Raw genomic sequence first — 16,108 nt, 5'->3', positions numbered from 1 at the left:
TAAGATTATCAGTATGAAATCATTTTGATTTTAGGATAAAAATTCAAAGGAGGAGACGTGAGAAACTTACACAAAGCCTTAGCAGGCTTACTCATGGGTGTTAGTATCTTTGCTTCACAAGCCTGTTGCGAAGAGCATAATATGCAGATGTCCGATAAAGCACGTGATGTTATCGCAAATCCTAAAGGCACACTGCAAAGTAGAGGTGTTGTCTCCTTGCAAGACTACGTCGTAGAAGAGCAAGAGATGTATAACTGGCTATTTAAAAACCACCCTATTTTTACAAAGTATGGTGGCAAAACCGTCGGCAAAATGGTCGTTCATGACCGTGGCTTAGAGTGGCTTGCCGAGGGACATGGCTTTGATATGTCAAAGCTTAGTAAAAGAGATGGCGGTAAGGGCTATAGCTCTATGATGTATAGAATTCCAGCCACTTCATCGCTTCAATTTCCTAATAAATTTGTAGGTCCAGAAAAGTGCGGTGAGTGTCACCCAGCTCAGTATGAGGTTTGGAGCAGATCTCGCCACGCAACTACTATGCGTTTCCCTGGCGAGCACCCAGAGGTCAATAACAACCTAACTGAGCCAGTATTTGACAAAGATACCGCTTCTATCCTTCCAAAAGGTATCACTCCAGATGTCATCTACGCAACCGTTGGTCACTTAAGAACTAAGATGGGCTACGTCGATGCATGGCTACTTCGTGGTACTTACTACGTTGAGGGTGGTTTGCTAAGAGATGGCACAGGTCAGATCGTAGCTGGCGGTAACCAATGGCAAAGAACATGGGCGTTAAATTTAGACGACGCAACTGTTAAAAAGATAAAAGAGCTCGTCCCAGAATTTCCTGGCACGCTTGAAGAGTATGGCGATAATGGCGGATATGTCAGAGGTCTTGCCTCATACGCCGCAAAACATAAAAAATCGATGTTTTTCCAAGCAAACTCATCATATTGTGAGGTTTGTCACCCAGTTAAATTTGACTTTAAGTCAAAAGCAGAATTTTACGCAGCACTTGGTAATGCCAAAGAGCTCCAAAAACACACTATCTCAAAAGGCGTAAGCTGTGAGGAGTGCCACGGAGCTGGCGGTCACCTTGATGGAGCTACAAATTTTAGAACATCAAACTGCGAACGCTGTCACCAAAGATTTAACTTTAGCCCAGATCTAATGCGAGCTAATCCGCTCAATAACGGCAAGCTTGATCTCTCACTAAGCTCTAAATTTAAATCAATGGGACCAGGATGTGGTTCTGAGGGCTCACAATCATACTTTACCGCTCACTACGATAAAGGTATGAGATGCGTCACTTGCCACGATCCACACGATAACACAGGTAACGTCGTAGGCGATAAGAGCGTAACTGGCATGAACTACAACCCAGATCAAGGCTATCTAAGTGCGTTCTACACTAAACCAAAGATCAAAAAAGATTGTAAAGATTGTCACGAGACTCAAGCATATATCGCATCAAAAGCAGATACTCACAAAAACAACACTTGTGCGTCTTGCCACATGCCATTTATGATGAGCTGCGAGAATTTCTACGCTGTTCAGTTCCAAGACAACGCTGGCTTTGATACTCAAAGACGCTCTCACATCTGGAAGATCATGGTCGATCCAAAAGAGAAATCTCTTGTCCCAGGCGCTGCTTCTGAAAAACCAAGAGATGGAAAAGATTGGCACTTTGAGAGAGATAAAAATGGCCACAACTATGTTGATTTGATGTGGGCATGCGCTAGAACATCTTGGGCTGATAAAGATATGAAAGATAATAAAGGCTGCCATAGCCCAGTGCTATCTGAGCTAAAACCAACACTTCATTTCAAAAACCAAAAACAAGTTTATGATGAGGTTATGGGATGGCAAACTCCAGTTAAAAATGAATTCTCAGAGGTTAAAATAGGCATCGAGGGAATTTACTCACTACTAGAGACTAAAAAGCTAGATCCAAGTGATAAAGCAAGAGTTTATGAGCTTGTCCAAAACGCTCAAGAGATCATCGACATGGTCGAAAAAGATGGTTCGTGGGGTATGCACGGATTTAAATTTACTAAACAAAGACTAGATGCATCTAAAGAGTATATAAAAGAAGCTCAGAGAATTCTAAACAAAAATTTATAGCATTTAGGGGCTAGTTTTAGCCCCTTTAATCTTAAGGGTTTGAAATGAAAAATAGGTTTTTAAAATGTTCGCTACTTCTTAGTCTAAGCGTGGCTAGCCTCTTGGCAAATGTCGATACAAACGACTCTTATGCCATAGGCGCAACAAGTGGCGGATATGTTTTAAAAGGACTGCTAGATCAAAAACAACTAGGTGTTGGCTATGACGCTGATGCAGTGATAAAAGGCTTTAGCGATGCACTAAAGAGCGAGCTAAAACTAAGTGATGATGAGATAGCAAAGCTACTAAACAAAAGGGCTGAAAGCTTAGAGAAGATAGTAAAAGAAAAAGAGGCAGCCAAGCTAAAAGAGAATTTAGCCCAAGGCAAAGCCTATATGGAAAAAAATGCAAAAAACAAAAATGTAAAAACAACAAAATCAAATTTACAATATGAGATCATAAAGGGTGGCTCAAAAGGGGCTACACCAAAGCCTGAGAGCATCATCATAGTAAATTATAAAGCAAGCTTTGTCGATGGCAAGGTCTTTGACGAGACAAAAGAGGTTCCAGCTCATCTTTCGATGCTAAATTTGATCCCTGGACTTGAAGAGGGACTTATGCTTATGAAAGAGGGCGAGAAGTTTAAATTTGTCATCCCGCCTGAGCTTGCATACGGCGATAGCGGCATGGAGGGGATACCTGGAGGCGAGACTATCGTTTTTGAGATAGAGCTTATTAAGGTCTTAAAGCCTGGCGAACTAGCTGAGGCGGCAAGAAAAATTCATGAAAAAGAGCAAAATGAGGGCATTAAAAAGCCTCATTAAGGCATAAATGGAGTTAAAAATGCAAAATCAAAATAGCAGAAGAGCCTTTTTAAAACGCATGGCAGTTGTGGCTGCTGGTGCTAGCGTGGCAAGTAGTGGTTTTGCTTTTAAGAGTGAAGAGAGTGCGAAAAAACCACATTTTGGCATGATATTTGACCAAAACAAATGCGTCGGCTGCACGGACTGCGAAGTGGCATGTAGAAAGGTAAATTTAGTCCCAAGAGGACAGATGAGACTTTTTGTAGAGGATAAGACTGATCCAAAGAATTTGCTCGATAAAAGATATGTAAGAGTATCTTGTCAGCAGTGCGAGGATGCGCCTTGCGTGGCTGTTTGCCCAACAAAAGCCTGTCACAAGGACATAAAAACTGGCATCCAAACTACAAACATAGATGACTGCATCGCCTGTAAATACTGCATCGTAGCCTGTCCTTACGACGTGAGATATATCGATAAGTTTAGTCACTCAGCCCAAAGCTGTAACTTCTGCATAGATACAAATTTAAAGGATAAAAAAGATCCAGCCTGCGTTGAGGCGTGCAGATATGAGGCTTTGGTATTTGGCGATTTAAACGATGAGAGCTCGCACATTAGCAAGCTTTTAGCTGTCAAAGATAGCATAAGGCTAAGAGCAGAACTTGGCACAAAACCAAGCCTTAGATATATTCCTAAAGTAAAAGCGGGGGTGTAAGATGGATGGTGCATTAAATTTCACTGCGACATTTTCGCACGCAGTTGAGTGGGGCTGGCCGATCGCTGTTTATCTTTTGCTAGCTGGTATGAGTGGCGGAGCGCTAATAGCTGCCATAGTTCTAAAGCGCTACAAAAGGCAAGATGGCTTTAGCCCATTTTTCAAGGCTGCTTCGCTTTTGGCATTCGTTAGCATCATGCTTGGTATGGTTTGCTTGATAGCTGACCTTGAAAAGCCACTTTTGTTTTGGAAAATTTTGATTAACTACAACTTCACATCGGTTATGTCTATCGGTGTGGCCGCGCTTTGCGTGTTTATACCGCTTAGCTTTTTGATGTGTCTATACGCCTTTAATGCGGAGTTAAAGTCATTTTGTGGCTTTTTTGATGGCGTGATGAAAATTTTATCGCCACTTTATCCGCTCTTAAGCGCGCTTTGCCTGCTTTTTGCGGTTATCATTTGCGCATATACAGGTTTTTTGATCTCAGTGCTTATTAGATTTCCGCTTTTAAACACCGCTGTTTTACCAGCGCTTTTCATAGCTTCAGGGCTTAGTGCTGGCATAAGTGGTAGCAGCTTGATAGCGGCACTATTTTTCAAAGAAGATCCACACTCAAGCGACCTTGGCTCACTTCATGGCGTAGAGTTTTACGTATTATGCGCTGAAATTTTACTAATTTTAATGCTTTTTGTATCGCTTTTGCTTGGCTCAAGCTATCAGCAAGGCGCGGCAGTTGCATTTTATAGTGGCGTTTGGGCTAAATTCTTTTGGCTTGGGGTTGTTTTAGTTGGCTTTGTCTTGCCTCTTGTTTTAAATTTCGCACTTGGCAAGATGAAATTTAGCTTCTACCTTGGCTCATTTGCAGCAGTCGTTGGCGTTTTATTGCTTAGAGTTTTTATACTTTATGCAGGACAGACTTACGGTATATAAGGTCTAAAACAAGCGATGAAAATTTTAAACGTCTACCGCTTGTCTTTAGTATTATTATTTATCCTTGCTTTTGGTGCAGGAGTGGCGACCTTTTTGGAAAATTTTTATGACACACAGACGGCTAGAGTGCTTGTTTATGAGGCGCTCTGGTACGAGTGCGTCATGGCAGCTTGTGTTATTTGCCTAGCCATTAGCATCGTAAAAACCAAGATGTATAAGAAATTTGGCGCATTTTTGATACATCTTGCTTTTATTCTGATCTTCATCGGTGCTGCGCTTACAAGATACTGTGGCGAAGAGGGCGTTATGCATCTTAGAGTGGGCGAGAGTGGCAACTATATGCAAAGCACAAAGCCCTATTTAAGAGTGCAAATTTCAAATGAAAGCTTTGAATATCCACTAAAACTTAGCCTGCTTGGCAAAAACGATTTTCACTTTAAAAAAGATATAAACGGCAAAGAATTTAAGATAAATATAACTGGCTACAAAAAAGACGAGAAAAACGCTCCAGCCACGCTTAGCATAGAGGCTGGCTTTGCTGGGCAAAAGAGCAAAAGCGCCAAGCTAAAAGGTGGCGCTGGATATGATCTTGAGCCAAGCATTTTGAGCTTTGATGGGCAAGAGGCAAAATTTTACTTTAGCTCAAGGGCTATAAATTTACCATTTTCACTAAGGCTTGATAAATTTATCCTAGAGCGCTACGCAGGGCTAAATAGCCCATCATCTTACACGAGCAAAGTAAGCATCGCAGATGTCGAGCATGAAATTTCACTAAATCACCCACTAACGTTAGATGGCTATAAAATTTTTCAATCATCATACGACGTTGACGAGCTTGGAAGCGCCTTTGAGATCAGCTTTGATCCTGGTAAAGTGCCAACTTACATCGGATATTTTCTGATTTGCCTTGGCTTTGTGGGAAATTTATTTAGCAAAAAGAGCCGATTTTTTAGACTTTGTAACTTTATAAAAGGCACGCAGCTTGCATTTTTGGCTCTGCTTTTACTAAATGCCACGCCAAATTTCGCAAGCGATGAAGCTACAAATTTTAAAGCTCACGCAGATAAATTTGTCAAAATTTTAGTTCAAACTGATAGCAGGATCGCACCAGCTAGCTCTTACACAAGGGCAGTAATAAGCAAAATTTCAACCAAAACGACGCTCTTTGGGCTTAGTAGCGATGAGCTCATGCTCTCTTTTGCCATCTCGCCACAAGAGTGGATGGATAAAAGGATGGTAAAGATCACAAGTGAGCGTGTGGGCGAGCTTCTTGGAGTTAGTGAGAAATTTGCTAGTTTTAATGACGTTTTTAACGAAAATGGCGAGTATAAGCTAGCTAAATTTGTAGAAGCTGCCAATGAAAAATCCACCTCAAAAAGAGATAAATTTGATAGCGATGTCATTAAATTTGATGAGAGGCTAAATGTCTTATACCTTGCGCTAAAGGGCGAAATTTTAAAATTTATCCCTGCTAAAAATAATGATACTATCACGTGGCTAGGCGTAAATGAAGCCTTTAGCAAAGATGAAATTTCAAACGAGTTTAAAAGTGTTTTAGGCGCTTACATAGAAAATTTAAGCCTTTGCGTAAAAAGTGGCGAGTGTGCTGGGGCTGATAAGAGTTTGGAGCAAATTTCAAGCTATCAAAGAAGCGTTTTGGGTTCTCTTGCGCCAAGCGAGGTAAAGGCCAGCATTGAAGTGCTTTACAACCAAATGGAGATATTTAAATTTCTTATCTATTTTTACATGATCCTAGCTCTTGCTTCGCTCGCTCTTGGCTTTTATAGGCTATTTTTTGGGAGGAAATTTAGATTTGAAAGAGCGCTTAGCCTTGCGTTTTTTACTGCGTTTATAGTGCATGCTCTAAATTTAGCCCTACGCGCTTACATCTCAGGTCACGCACCTTGGAGCGATGCTTATGAGAGTTTGGTCTATATCTCGCTTATAAGCGTGCTAGCTGGAGTGCTATTTTTCAAGCATCAAAGCTTCGCACTAGGCGCTGCTTCGCTCTTTGCAAGTGTTAGCTTGCTGGTTGCTCATCTAAATTTTATAAACCCTCAGATAACAAATTTAGTCCCAGTTTTAAAGTCATTTTGGCTTAGCGTGCACGTAAGCGTTATCACAGCAAGCTACGGCTTTTTGGGCTTTGGCTTTGTGTTGGGGCTTGTGGGACTTATATTAATGGCACTAAAAAATGAGAAAAACGAGCAAAAACTTAGCGAACAGATAAGATACCTCGCCGCTACCGACGAGCTAAGCCTTATCATAGGACTTAGTCTGCTAACGATCGGAAATTTCCTTGGTGGCGTCTGGGCGAACGAGAGCTGGGGCAGATACTGGGGCTGGGACAGCAAAGAGAGCTGGTCATATATAACGATCATCGTCTATGCCATAGTGCTTCACTTAAGGTTTATACCAAAGCTTAGGGGCGTTTTTGCCTTTTTAACGGCTAGCGTGCTATCATTTGCTTCGGTGCTTTTTACATATTTTGGAGTAAATTTCTACCTTAGCGGGCTTCACTCATACGCAAATGGCGAAAGCTTTGGCGTTTCTGGGCTAATATATTTGATCTTGGCAGCTCTTGCCTTGCTAATCGCCCTAGCCTACCGCGGCAGAGATATAAAAGTAGTTTAGGAGATGTGATGAAGAGTTTGGTTTTATTGGCTGCTAGTTTGTGCGTTTTAAATGCTGGCTACATCAAAGAGGCTTTAAGCGCAAAAGACGATCATAACAAACTAGCGCAAATTTATGAAGATGCTTGCGACAAAGAGAAAAAGGCATCAGGCTGCTACAACCTAGCTGTGCTTTACAGCAGAGGGGACGGCAACGTCAAAAAGGACGAGGCAAAGGCGGCTATGCTTTATGAAAAGGCTTGCGATCAAAATTTCTCTATGGCTTGTAGCAACCTTGGCTACGTCTATGAAAATGGCAAAGGCGTAGAAAAAGACCTCGAAAAAGCAGTTAAATTTTACGAAAAAGCATGCAGTGACAACGAGGGCTGCACGGAGCTTGGCTTGCTCTATGCAAATGGCACTGGCGTGAGAAAAGATCTAAAAAAGGCAAAAGAGCTTTATGAAAAGGCTTGCAAAGCAGGGGACGGCATGGGATGTAGCAACCTTGGCTACTTATACGCTCAGGCCGAGGGCGCCGAGAAAGACTACGCAAAAGCCAAAACATACTACGAGATGGCCTGCGCAAACGAAGCTGGCATAGGGTGTGATAACCTAGGCTTTTTATATGTTTATGGGCAAGGGGTTGAACAAAATTTAACAAAAGCGACAAAACTTTACGAGCAAGCGTGCATATACGCCTATGAAAAGGGCTGCAACAACTACGCTATCATGCTAGCTGAGGGCAAAGGCGTAAAAGAGGACGTAGGAAAAGCACGTGAAATTTTCACTAAAAGCTGCAAAAATGGCTTAAAAGAGGCGTGCGAGAATTTAGAAATTTTAGGAAAGAATTGATGAGTTTTAAAAACTGGGGCAATAAAGAGGCAAGCCTAGAGGCACTTTATCTGCTAGATAGCGCCATGCTAGAACCAGATGAAGAGTATCTACGGCTCATTTCTAAAAAAGAGGATGAAAATAGCCTAAGATACGTGGTAGATAACGGGCAGGGCGATCTACTTGATGTGATATTTACGCGTGAGGCGGTGCTTGTTAGAGGGTTTGACCATGAAAATGAGCTAAATGCGCTAAGCATGGCAGATAAAAGCGTGGTAGAGCAAATTTATAGTGGCGAGGCTGCTAAATTTCGCTCTTATTTCTTGCCAGATGAGATAGAACAGACGACCTTTTTTATCTGGTATGACGGGGCGGAGCATCAAAATTTAGTCGGTGGTAATAACGGCGGACGCTGGCTGCTTGGGTATGCATTTGATGAGTTTGATAAATTTAGCGAGTTTGTAAAGGGCTACTACGAGATAGACTTTGATGATGAGATGTTAAAAAAGCTCTATGAAAAGGGCGAGTTAGAAAAAGAGAAACTAAAGGAGATAAGATGAAATTTATAGCTTTGTTGCTTAGTGCGGTTTTTGCCTTGTGGGCTGGAAATTTGACGAGTGAAGCAAATATAAACGCCTATAAAGGGGCAAAAGAGCGCATCGAGCTACCAAAGGATGCAAGATGTGCAGTGTGTGGCATGCCTATAAAAAACAAGCAGTGGGCAACACTTATAAAGGCTGGTGGCAAGGATTATTACTTTGATGGCGTAAAAGATATGGCGCACTTTTACTTTGCTGATGAGATGGCGAAAGAGGCTTATGTGAGTGATTATTACACGCTTGAAAAGCTTGATGCAAAAGATGCGTTTTACGTGCATGGCTCAAACGTTTTTGGACCGATGGGCGAGGAGTTTATCCCGTTTAAAGACGAAGCAAAGGCAAATAGCTTTATGAAAGATCACGCTGGCAAAGGTGTCATAAAATTTGACGAGATAAAGACATTTATCGGTAAATAAAGTGAAATTTCTAGCATTTTTGGCGTTATTTTTTGGGCTATCATATACGCTTTTAGCGGCGCACTACCTTAGCTTTGACCACAAAGCAAAGCAAGATGAGCTAAGAGAAATTTCAAAGATAACAAGGGCAAATTTAGCTTCTAGCTTTAGCCTAAAAGAGCAAAAGGGCTTTGTCTATGATAAGTAGAAATTTCATAAACTACGCCGTGATCTTGCTTTTTAAAGACAAAAAGGACCATCTCTTTAGCTTTTGTCTATTTGCGCTCATTATCTTTGTGCTAAGCTCGGTGCTTTTCATCTCTGGCTCGATCCAGCATGATCTTATAAGCTTAGTAAAAGATAGATCAAGCATCGTTGTTAGTGCCTTTCGTGCTGGTAAAAGAGATCTCATGCACCCTGGCTACATCTACGATATCTCAAAGATCGATGGCGTGGCCGATGTTAGAGGTGTGGCGGAGGGAGAGTACTACTTCGTGCAAAAGCGCGTCTGGTTTCATCTATATGAGGATGATAGTTTGAAAGAAGATGAGATGATCGTTGGCGAGGGCGTAAAAGCTGCTATGAACGAGCTTTACTACGATGAGAGCTTTAACTTCTTAACTGAAGAGCGCATGATACCAGTAAAGATATTAAAAACCATGCCAAAACAAAGCGCTCTTATCACAAATAACGCCATATTTTTGCATCCAAAAACGCTAAGAGCTATCTTAAATTTAAAAGATGAAGAATATACAAAGCTCTATGTCGATGTGCCAAATAGCGAAGAGATCAGTCAAGTGGCCTTAAAAATAGAAAATTTATATCCAAACTCATTTGCCATTAGTATAGAAGATGAGGTGGCAAACATTAGGCATCTTTACTACTATAAGGGCGGAATTTTTATGAGCATTTATGTTAGCGTTATGCTCATTTTTTTCGTGCTGCTTAAAAACCAAATTTCACTTGCTTACGGCAGTAAAAAGCGTGAGATAGCCATTTTGCGAAGCATCGGCTTTAGTATAAAAGAGATCATTTTTTTAAAATTTATACAAAATTTCATCGTTAGCGTTAGCGCTTTTTTGCTTGGAGTTATGTTAGCTTACCTCTTTGTGTTTGTTCTAAATGCTCCCTTTTTAAAGGGGATATTTTTAGGCGATGAGCTTTTAAATTTTACAAATTTCACGCCTATTTTGGAGTTTGATAAGCTCTTTTTGATCTTTGTCTTTGGCGTCATACCATTTTTGGCATTCGTGCTTATCCCGTCGTGGCGTGTGGCGTGTGGTGACATAAATGAGGGGCTAAAATGATAAATATAAGAGGCGTTAGCCTAGTCTATAACCAAGGCAAACAAAACGAGTTTTGCGCTCTAAAAGATATAAATTTAGACGTTAATAACGGCGAGTTAGTGATACTAAAAGGCGTTAGCGGAAGCGGTAAAAGCACCCTGCTCTCACTCATAGCCCTACTTCAAAAGCCAACTAGCGGAGAAATTTTGATAGACGGCACTAACATCGCAAAGCTGCCTGACGCATTTTGCTCTGAGTTTAGACACAAAAGGCTTGGGCTTGTCTTTCAAAATTTTAACCTCATCGAGGGCTTAAGCGTCTATGAAAATTTGTTAGCTCCGTTTGCTCTAACAAATTTCAAAGCAAACGTGCGTGACGAGATGATAAAAAAGGCTCTTGAGCTCGCAAATATCTCACACAAAAGAGATGAAAATGTATCAAATTTAAGCGGTGGTGAGCGTCAAAGATGTGCGGTGGCTAGGGCTTTATCAATGGACGCTGATATCATTTTGGCTGATGAGCCAACGGCAAATTTAGATAGGCAAAATGCGCGTGCATTTTTAGGATTGCTAGAGTCATTTAAAGCGCTTAAAAAAAGCGTCATAGTCGCCACTCACGATAGCATTTTTGACGAGCTGGGCGCTACAGATAGGGTTGTAAGTTTGCAAAACGGAGAGATAGTATGAGCGTATTTTTATCAAACGCCGTTATCGCCTTTTTGTTAGCGGAGTTTGTGCTGTTAGTTTTGATGAGTATTTCGCTATTTTATGTCGTTAGGATCGTGAAGTCGTGGGACTATAACGCGCTAACATCGCTTCAATACTCACTTGAAAAGCAAAACTACCTTGTAAATACGATCTTGCTCTTTAGTGTCTGCACAAAGATCGTTTTGTTTATATTTTTCGCACTTTGTCTAAACGAGCTCTCTGACATCGTGCCAGGGGCTATGTGCTCAGCTGGCGTGATCGGCTCAAATAAATTTGGTGGCATCTTGATGCTCACTAAAATTTTGCTGATATTTGGGCTTGGCATCTGGCTGGTTATAAACAAACTCGACTTGCAGGCTCTAAATTTCCCATATATAAAGAAAAAATATGCCATTTTCATCTGCCTTTTTGTGATGATATTAGTCGAGCTTGGCATAGAAATTTCGTTTTTTTATAACATCCCACTAAAAGTGCCAGTCTTTTGCTGCTCGGTCACTTTTCAAGCTCCAAAGCTGCCATTTGGCTATACAAATTTTGGCTTAGTGAGCGCCTTTTTCGTGCTATTTTTTGTCATTTTGGCGCTAAATTTCTTAAAGCAAAGCATGGCGAGCTTTGTGGCAAATTTGCTATTTTTGGTGCTTAGTTACTACGCTATCAACTACTTTTTTGGGCTTTATGTTTATGAGCAGCCAAATCACAAGTGCCCATACTGCATGCTAAGAAGCGACTATTTTTACGTTGGTTACCTTATCTGGGGCAGTTTGTTTTTGGGCGTTTTTTACGGCCTTATGCCATATCTTGTGGAGATCATCACAAAGACAAACTACTCGCACAAGCTTAAATTTTCATCGATCTGGCTAAGTGTTTGCGTGCTGATATGCTCGCTTTACGTGCTCAAATACTATTTGTTAAGAGGATTTTTATTTTGATAAAGCAAGTTTTTTCTCTTTGTTTGTTAGCTCTAGTCTTAGCCGTGCTCGCCTATAATGCCGACATAAGTGATGATAAAATTTTAGTTTCACATAGTGACAAATCAGAGCCGATCGAGGTGCTCACGCCCAATAAATATATATGTTATGAGAGCAGGACGCTCATCGCTGATAACAACGACACGGCTCAGGCCATCATGCCAAATGGCGACATCTACTTTTTTAATGACATCACAAATTCTTTCATTTGGTATATGGCGCAAAAGAGCAAAGATAAGATCAAGCTATTTGTCTACTCAAGAGATACAAACCGCTACATCCCAGCGCAAGATGCCTGGTACTCGAGGGTCGATATCACGCCGATGGGATACGGCATAGGGGCGTATGAGTTTCACACTTACGGCATAAACGACAACTACTTTAAAGAGGTCTTGCTCTACGCAGCACGCGGCGAAACGCTGCTAAATCCATACATAAATATCCTACTTTCAGAAAATAAGATATAAATTTATGAAGCTCTAAATTTGCTAGAACCCTGTTGGATTATTTTTAGTATTAAAGGCCTTTTTCGTTTAACTTTTTATAAACGTCACACCCTGGTTGAAGCCCTAATTCGCAAGCTTTATAAAAATATTCTTTTGCTATGTGGTAGTCTTGTTTTGCGCCTTTGCCTTTTAGATAAAAAGCTCCTAAATTAAAACAACCGCGATTGTATCCATTATTGCAAGCTTTTTCATATAATTCTAGGGATTTACTGTAGTCTTGCTCTACACCTTGACCGTTTTCATATAAAATTCCTAAATTAGAGCAACTATCATTAACTCCATCGTCACAAGCTTGTTTGTATAGATCGGCTGCTTTATAATAGTCTTGTTTTACACCTTGACCAATATTGTATAAAATCCCTAAATTGTAACAGCTAGTGCTATATTTGTCACTGCAAGCTTTTTGCCATAATTGAGCTGCCTTATAATAGTCTTGCTCTACACCCAGACCATTTACATATAAAACTCCCAAATTGTGGTAGGCTTGGGCGATATTGCCATCGCAAGCTTTTTCGTATAGTTTGATAGCTTTGGTATAGTCCTGCTCTACCCCTTGTCCTCTTTCATAAAAATTACCTAGATTATAGCAACCAATAGCATCTTTACTATCACAAGCGTGTTTATACAAGGCGGCTGCTTTATTATAGTCCTGCGCCACACCTTGACCGTTTTCATATAAAGTTCCTAAATTAGTGCAACTATCAATATTACCATCATTACAACCTCTTTGCCATTGTTTGGCAGCTTCATCAAACTCGCCTTTATTATAAGCCTCAAGCCCAAGCTCAAAAAGATCCTTAGAGAAGCTAGTAGTTAGCAAGATCATGGATAAAAGAATAATCTTTTTCATCTCTTCTTCATCTTTATAAATTTGGCTTGTCCCTTTGTTGCGGCGAAACACTGCTAAATCCATATATAAACATCCTACTTTCAGAAAATAAGATATAAATTTGCCTGAGCTCTAAATTTATAGAGCTTACTAGGTTGTTTTTGGGTATTAAAAGCCTTTTTCATTTAGTTTCTTGTAAAAATCACATCCTGGTTGAAGACCTAAATCACAAGCCTTCCCAAATAATTCTTTTGCTATATGGTAATCTCGCCCTACCCCTTGTCCTTTTTCATATAAAATACCAGCAAGAGTGCAGCTAATGGCATTTCCACCATCACAAGCCATTTCATATAGTTTAATTGCTTTATAATAGTCTTGTTTTAATCCTTTGCCATTTTTGTATAAATTTCCTAAATTAAGACAATTTGCATTGTTATACTCGCAAGCCTTTTTGTATATCTCTGCAGCTTTGCTATAGTCTTGTTTTACACCTTGTCCGTTCTCATAAAAAACTCCTAAATTATTACAACTGTCAGCATCTTTGTTATCACAACCTTTTCTGAATATCTCCTCTGCTTTGTGATAGTCTTGTCTTGTTCCTTTTCCCTCTGCTATTAAAATTCCTAAATTGGTACAACCACTAGCTTGTTCACCATAACAATCTTTTTCATACAATTTGATTGCTTTGTGATAGTCTTGTTTTACGCCTTGCCCATTCTCATATAACACTCCAGCGGCAGAGCATGCAATGGTATTTCCATTACTACATGCTTTCTCAAACAACTCAGCCGCTTTACCGTAATCACCTTTCTTGTAAGCTTCAAGTCCGGGTTCAAAAAGATCCTGTGAAAATCCAATAGTTAATAAAAACATAGATAAAAACACAATCTTTTTCATTTTTACTCCATTTTTTATAAATTTCTTAAAAGATATTTTGTCCTTTTAAACCTTAGATTATTGTTAATTATCCATTTATCTTTTAGTGGATACGCAAGGCAAATTTATACGTCATTTAATAAAATTTTGTGATTTTGGTGTGCATTTGCAGAAACATATCTGGCTTGCCTCTTTATTATAGAAACAAGCCTGATGTTAGTATCTAACGTTATTAACTTTCAAAAAGTCTCTTAGGTCTTCATATTCGCTATTTTCAAAGTAGCGCCATTTACCAGGCTTTAGCATATCAAGGCTAACGCGTCCAAAGCTAACACGTTTTAGATCCATCACTTCAAGGTCAAAGTAACCAAAAAATCGGCGTAGCTCCCTGTTTTGACCCTCGTTGATGATGACCTTTAGTTTTGTGTAACCACCGCTTGAGCCAAAGACTTTGTAGGCTAGAAATGGCTTAAATTCCATTGATTTTATAGTTGTTTTTGCGTGAGCGCCTTTGGTGGCATCCTTGGCGAAAAAGCCATTTGTCATCGCATCTATCACCTCTTTTGTCACCTCGCCTTTTACTTTTAGGTAGTATTCGCGCTCTAAGTCGCTATTCATGAGCGCTGTGGCGATCGCTGGGGCGTCAGTTAGTAAAAGTAGCCCCTCGCTTGCGTAGTCTAAGCGCCCTACGCTAACAAATTTGGCAAATTTCTTGTCTAATGTGTCATATATCGTCTTTCGTCCGCGGTCATCTTTCTTGCTAACTAGCTCACCCTTTTGTTTGTGATAAACGATAACGGTAAATTCCTTCTTTAGCTTTATCAAACGGCCATTTATGCGCACTTTGTCATCTTCATCCACGCTTGTAGCAAGGTCGCTAACCACACGTCCTGCTATGCTAACCTTGCCAGCTTTTATCAGCTCATCTGCCTCACGGCGTGAGTAGTTTGTGTTATGTGAGATAAATTTATTTAGTCTTGTTTTTTCCATTTTATAGTCCTAAATTTGCAAGGTCGTGGATGTGTAAAACGCCCACAGGCACGCCATTTTCTACGACAGCTAGAATCTGAATTTTATACTTTTCTATTAAAGCTAACGCATCTACGGCTAACATCTCTTTGTCATTTATCTCTTTTGGATGCAGTGTTGCAAATTTCATCGCTGGCTCTTCTAGGTCAAAGTCCTCTCTCATAAGCGCGCGCCTAAGATCGCCGTCACTTAAAAGAGCGTCTAGCACGCCATCTTTATCGACGATGAGAACAGTGCCAAGCTTGCCATGTGTCATAGTATCGATGGCGCTTTTTAGGCTTGCATTCCAGCGGACTATTGGTAAATTTTCGCTTCTCATCACATCTTTGACCTTCAAAAATAGCCTCTTGCCAAGGCTACCACCTGGATGAAAATTTGCAAAGTCCTCTTTTTTAAAGCCACGCTTTTGCATCAAGCAAACAGCTAACGCATCGCCAAGAGCTAACGTTAGTGTGGTTGATGCTGTTGGGGCGGCATTTAGTGGGCACGCCTCTTTCTCTACATTTATATCTATAAAAGCGTCGCTAAATTTACCAAGTGAGCTTGTCTTGCTTCTTGCCATGGCGACGATTTTTACGCCAAAGCGCTTTACATGAGGCAAAATTTTGATAAGCTCATCGCTCTCACCACTAAAACTAATGGCTAACAAGATGTCGTCTTTTTCTATCATACCAAGGTCGCCATGCATGGCCTCTGTCGGATGTAAGAAAAAGCTTGGCGTGCCAGTGCTTGCAAGCGTAGCAGCGATCTTTGCGCCCACGTGACCGCTCTTGCCCACACCTGTTACTATGACTTTGCCCTTTGCATTAAATATCAAATTTACAGCATCTTCTAACTCTACGCTTTTAGCGTGTCTTAAAAGCTCATTTGCTTCTATCTCTAGGACTTCAGCGGCGATTTGATTGGCTTTTTGCATAAATT

The 16,108-nt window shown here is 40.5% G+C and carries 17 protein-coding genes; 13 read left to right on the top strand and 4 right to left on the bottom strand.

Annotated elements, in window-relative coordinates:
• Positions 1-57 precede the first annotated feature (57 nt).
• From CVT07_RS09960 to CVT07_RS09900, 13 genes are read left to right on the top strand one after another with little or no spacing between them, the layout of a single operon-like run.
• Positions 58-2,124, top strand: coding sequence for a cytochrome C (locus tag CVT07_RS09960; RefSeq protein WP_107936052.1), 2,067 nt, complete (start codon positions 58-60; stop codon positions 2,122-2,124).
• A gap of 44 nt (positions 2,125-2,168) precedes the next feature.
• The gene (locus CVT07_RS09955; RefSeq protein WP_107936050.1) at positions 2,169-2,927 is read left to right on the top strand and encodes an FKBP-type peptidyl-prolyl cis-trans isomerase; all 759 of its coding nucleotides are present in this window, start codon (positions 2,169-2,171) and stop codon (positions 2,925-2,927) included.
• Between the two features lie 19 nt (positions 2,928-2,946).
• Entirely contained in the window at positions 2,947-3,618 is a 672-nt protein-coding gene (locus tag CVT07_RS09950; protein WP_196375733.1) for a 4Fe-4S dicluster domain-containing protein, read from the top strand.
• 1 nt (position 3,619) lies between these two features.
• Positions 3,620-4,549, top strand: a complete 930-nt coding sequence (gene nrfD, locus CVT07_RS09945) for an NrfD/PsrC family molybdoenzyme membrane anchor subunit (protein ID WP_103570769.1) — start codon at positions 3,620-3,622, stop codon at positions 4,547-4,549.
• 15 nt (positions 4,550-4,564) lie between these two features.
• Complete coding sequence (ccsA, locus tag CVT07_RS09940; protein WP_107936046.1) at positions 4,565-7,183, top strand: cytochrome c biogenesis protein; 2,619 nt, start codon at positions 4,565-4,567, stop codon at positions 7,181-7,183.
• Positions 7,184-7,191: 8 nt separating this feature from the next.
• Positions 7,192-8,013 (top strand): tetratricopeptide repeat protein, encoded by an 822-nt coding sequence (locus CVT07_RS09935; RefSeq protein ID WP_107936044.1) that lies wholly within the window; start codon positions 7,192-7,194, stop codon positions 8,011-8,013.
• Positions 8,013-8,552 (top strand): hypothetical protein, encoded by a 540-nt coding sequence (locus tag CVT07_RS09930; RefSeq protein ID WP_107936042.1) that lies wholly within the window; start codon positions 8,013-8,015, stop codon positions 8,550-8,552. Before CVT07_RS09935 ends, CVT07_RS09930 begins: the two co-directional genes overlap by 1 nt.
• A complete protein-coding gene (locus tag CVT07_RS09925) occupies positions 8,549-9,007 on the top strand; it encodes a nitrous oxide reductase accessory protein NosL (RefSeq protein WP_107936040.1) in 459 nt (152 codons plus the stop codon). The genes CVT07_RS09930 and CVT07_RS09925 overlap by 4 nt, the downstream gene beginning before the upstream one ends.
• Position 9,008: 1 nt before the next feature.
• Positions 9,009-9,194, top strand: a complete 186-nt coding sequence (locus CVT07_RS09920; RefSeq protein WP_021084005.1) for a hypothetical protein — start codon at positions 9,009-9,011, stop codon at positions 9,192-9,194.
• On the top strand, positions 9,184-10,293 hold the full coding sequence (locus CVT07_RS09915; protein WP_107936038.1) for an ABC transporter permease: 1,110 nt from the start codon (positions 9,184-9,186) through the stop codon (positions 10,291-10,293). The genes CVT07_RS09920 and CVT07_RS09915 overlap by 11 nt, the downstream gene beginning before the upstream one ends.
• Positions 10,290-10,958 carry an ABC transporter ATP-binding protein gene (locus CVT07_RS09910; protein ID WP_107936036.1) on the top strand — a complete coding sequence of 223 codons (669 nt, stop codon included), beginning with the start codon at positions 10,290-10,292 and terminating at the stop codon, positions 10,956-10,958. The genes CVT07_RS09915 and CVT07_RS09910 overlap by 4 nt, the downstream gene beginning before the upstream one ends.
• Positions 10,955-11,908 carry a hypothetical protein gene (locus CVT07_RS09905; protein WP_107936034.1) on the top strand — a complete coding sequence of 318 codons (954 nt, stop codon included), beginning with the start codon at positions 10,955-10,957 and terminating at the stop codon, positions 11,906-11,908. Before CVT07_RS09910 ends, CVT07_RS09905 begins: the two co-directional genes overlap by 4 nt.
• Complete coding sequence (locus CVT07_RS09900; RefSeq protein ID WP_107936032.1) at positions 11,905-12,414, top strand: hypothetical protein; 510 nt, start codon at positions 11,905-11,907, stop codon at positions 12,412-12,414. The genes CVT07_RS09905 and CVT07_RS09900 overlap by 4 nt, the downstream gene beginning before the upstream one ends.
• A gap of 49 nt (positions 12,415-12,463) precedes the next feature.
• Here the strand turns inward: CVT07_RS09900 and CVT07_RS09895 are convergent, their stop codons facing one another.
• The 4 genes from CVT07_RS09895 to CVT07_RS09880 all read right to left on the bottom strand — a co-directional run bounded on the left by CVT07_RS09895 (position 12,464) and on the right by CVT07_RS09880 (position 16,103).
• Positions 12,464-13,366, bottom strand: coding sequence for a tetratricopeptide repeat protein (locus CVT07_RS09895; protein ID WP_230855706.1), 903 nt, complete (start codon positions 13,364-13,366; stop codon positions 12,464-12,466).
• A gap of 84 nt (positions 13,367-13,450) precedes the next feature.
• A complete protein-coding gene (locus tag CVT07_RS09890) occupies positions 13,451-14,179 on the bottom strand; it encodes a tetratricopeptide repeat protein (protein ID WP_107936030.1) in 729 nt (242 codons plus the stop codon).
• 195 nt (positions 14,180-14,374) lie between these two features.
• Positions 14,375-15,148, bottom strand: coding sequence for a pseudouridine synthase (locus tag CVT07_RS09885; RefSeq protein ID WP_107936023.1), 774 nt, complete (start codon positions 15,146-15,148; stop codon positions 14,375-14,377).
• 1 nt (position 15,149) lies between these two features.
• A complete protein-coding gene (locus CVT07_RS09880; RefSeq protein ID WP_103573389.1) occupies positions 15,150-16,103 on the bottom strand; it encodes a KpsF/GutQ family sugar-phosphate isomerase in 954 nt (317 codons plus the stop codon).
• Positions 16,104-16,108 lie beyond the last annotated feature (5 nt).

This window comes from Campylobacter concisus (assembly GCF_003048875.2).
Lineage (GTDB): Bacteria > Campylobacterota > Campylobacteria > Campylobacterales > Campylobacteraceae > Campylobacter_A > Campylobacter_A concisus_AU.
The sequence above is the reverse complement of the archived record's forward strand: the minus strand, read 5'-3'. Positions and strand labels throughout refer to the sequence as shown.

Bases quoted from the DNA above. Each gene is read 5' to 3' on its own strand.
- CVT07_RS09935 (WP_107936044.1), top strand. From the start codon at position 7,192: ATGAAGAGTTTGGTTTTATTGGCTGCTAGTTTGTGCGTTTTAAATGCT.
- CVT07_RS09950 (WP_196375733.1), top strand. From the start codon at position 2,947: ATGCAAAATCAAAATAGCAGAAGAGCCTTTTTAAAACGCATGGCAGTT.
- ccsA (WP_107936046.1), top strand. From the start codon at position 4,565: ATGAAAATTTTAAACGTCTACCGCTTGTCTTTAGTATTATTATTTATC.
- CVT07_RS09915 (WP_107936038.1), top strand. From the start codon at position 9,184: ATGATAAGTAGAAATTTCATAAACTACGCCGTGATCTTGCTTTTTAAA.
- CVT07_RS09925 (WP_107936040.1), top strand. From the start codon at position 8,549: ATGAAATTTATAGCTTTGTTGCTTAGTGCGGTTTTTGCCTTGTGGGCT.
- CVT07_RS09895 (WP_230855706.1), bottom strand. From the start codon at position 13,366: ATGGATTTAGCAGTGTTTCGCCGCAACAAAGGGACAAGCCAAATTTAT.
- CVT07_RS09890 (WP_107936030.1), bottom strand. From the start codon at position 14,179: ATGAAAAAGATTGTGTTTTTATCTATGTTTTTATTAACTATTGGATTT.
- CVT07_RS09880 (WP_103573389.1), bottom strand. From the start codon at position 16,103: ATGCAAAAAGCCAATCAAATCGCCGCTGAAGTCCTAGAGATAGAAGCA.
- CVT07_RS09930 (WP_107936042.1), top strand. From the start codon at position 8,013: ATGAGTTTTAAAAACTGGGGCAATAAAGAGGCAAGCCTAGAGGCACTT.
- CVT07_RS09905 (WP_107936034.1), top strand. From the start codon at position 10,955: ATGAGCGTATTTTTATCAAACGCCGTTATCGCCTTTTTGTTAGCGGAG.
- CVT07_RS09885 (WP_107936023.1), bottom strand. From the start codon at position 15,148: ATGGAAAAAACAAGACTAAATAAATTTATCTCACATAACACAAACTAC.
- CVT07_RS09910 (WP_107936036.1), top strand. From the start codon at position 10,290: ATGATAAATATAAGAGGCGTTAGCCTAGTCTATAACCAAGGCAAACAA.
- nrfD (WP_103570769.1), top strand. From the start codon at position 3,620: ATGGATGGTGCATTAAATTTCACTGCGACATTTTCGCACGCAGTTGAG.
- CVT07_RS09955 (WP_107936050.1), top strand. From the start codon at position 2,169: ATGAAAAATAGGTTTTTAAAATGTTCGCTACTTCTTAGTCTAAGCGTG.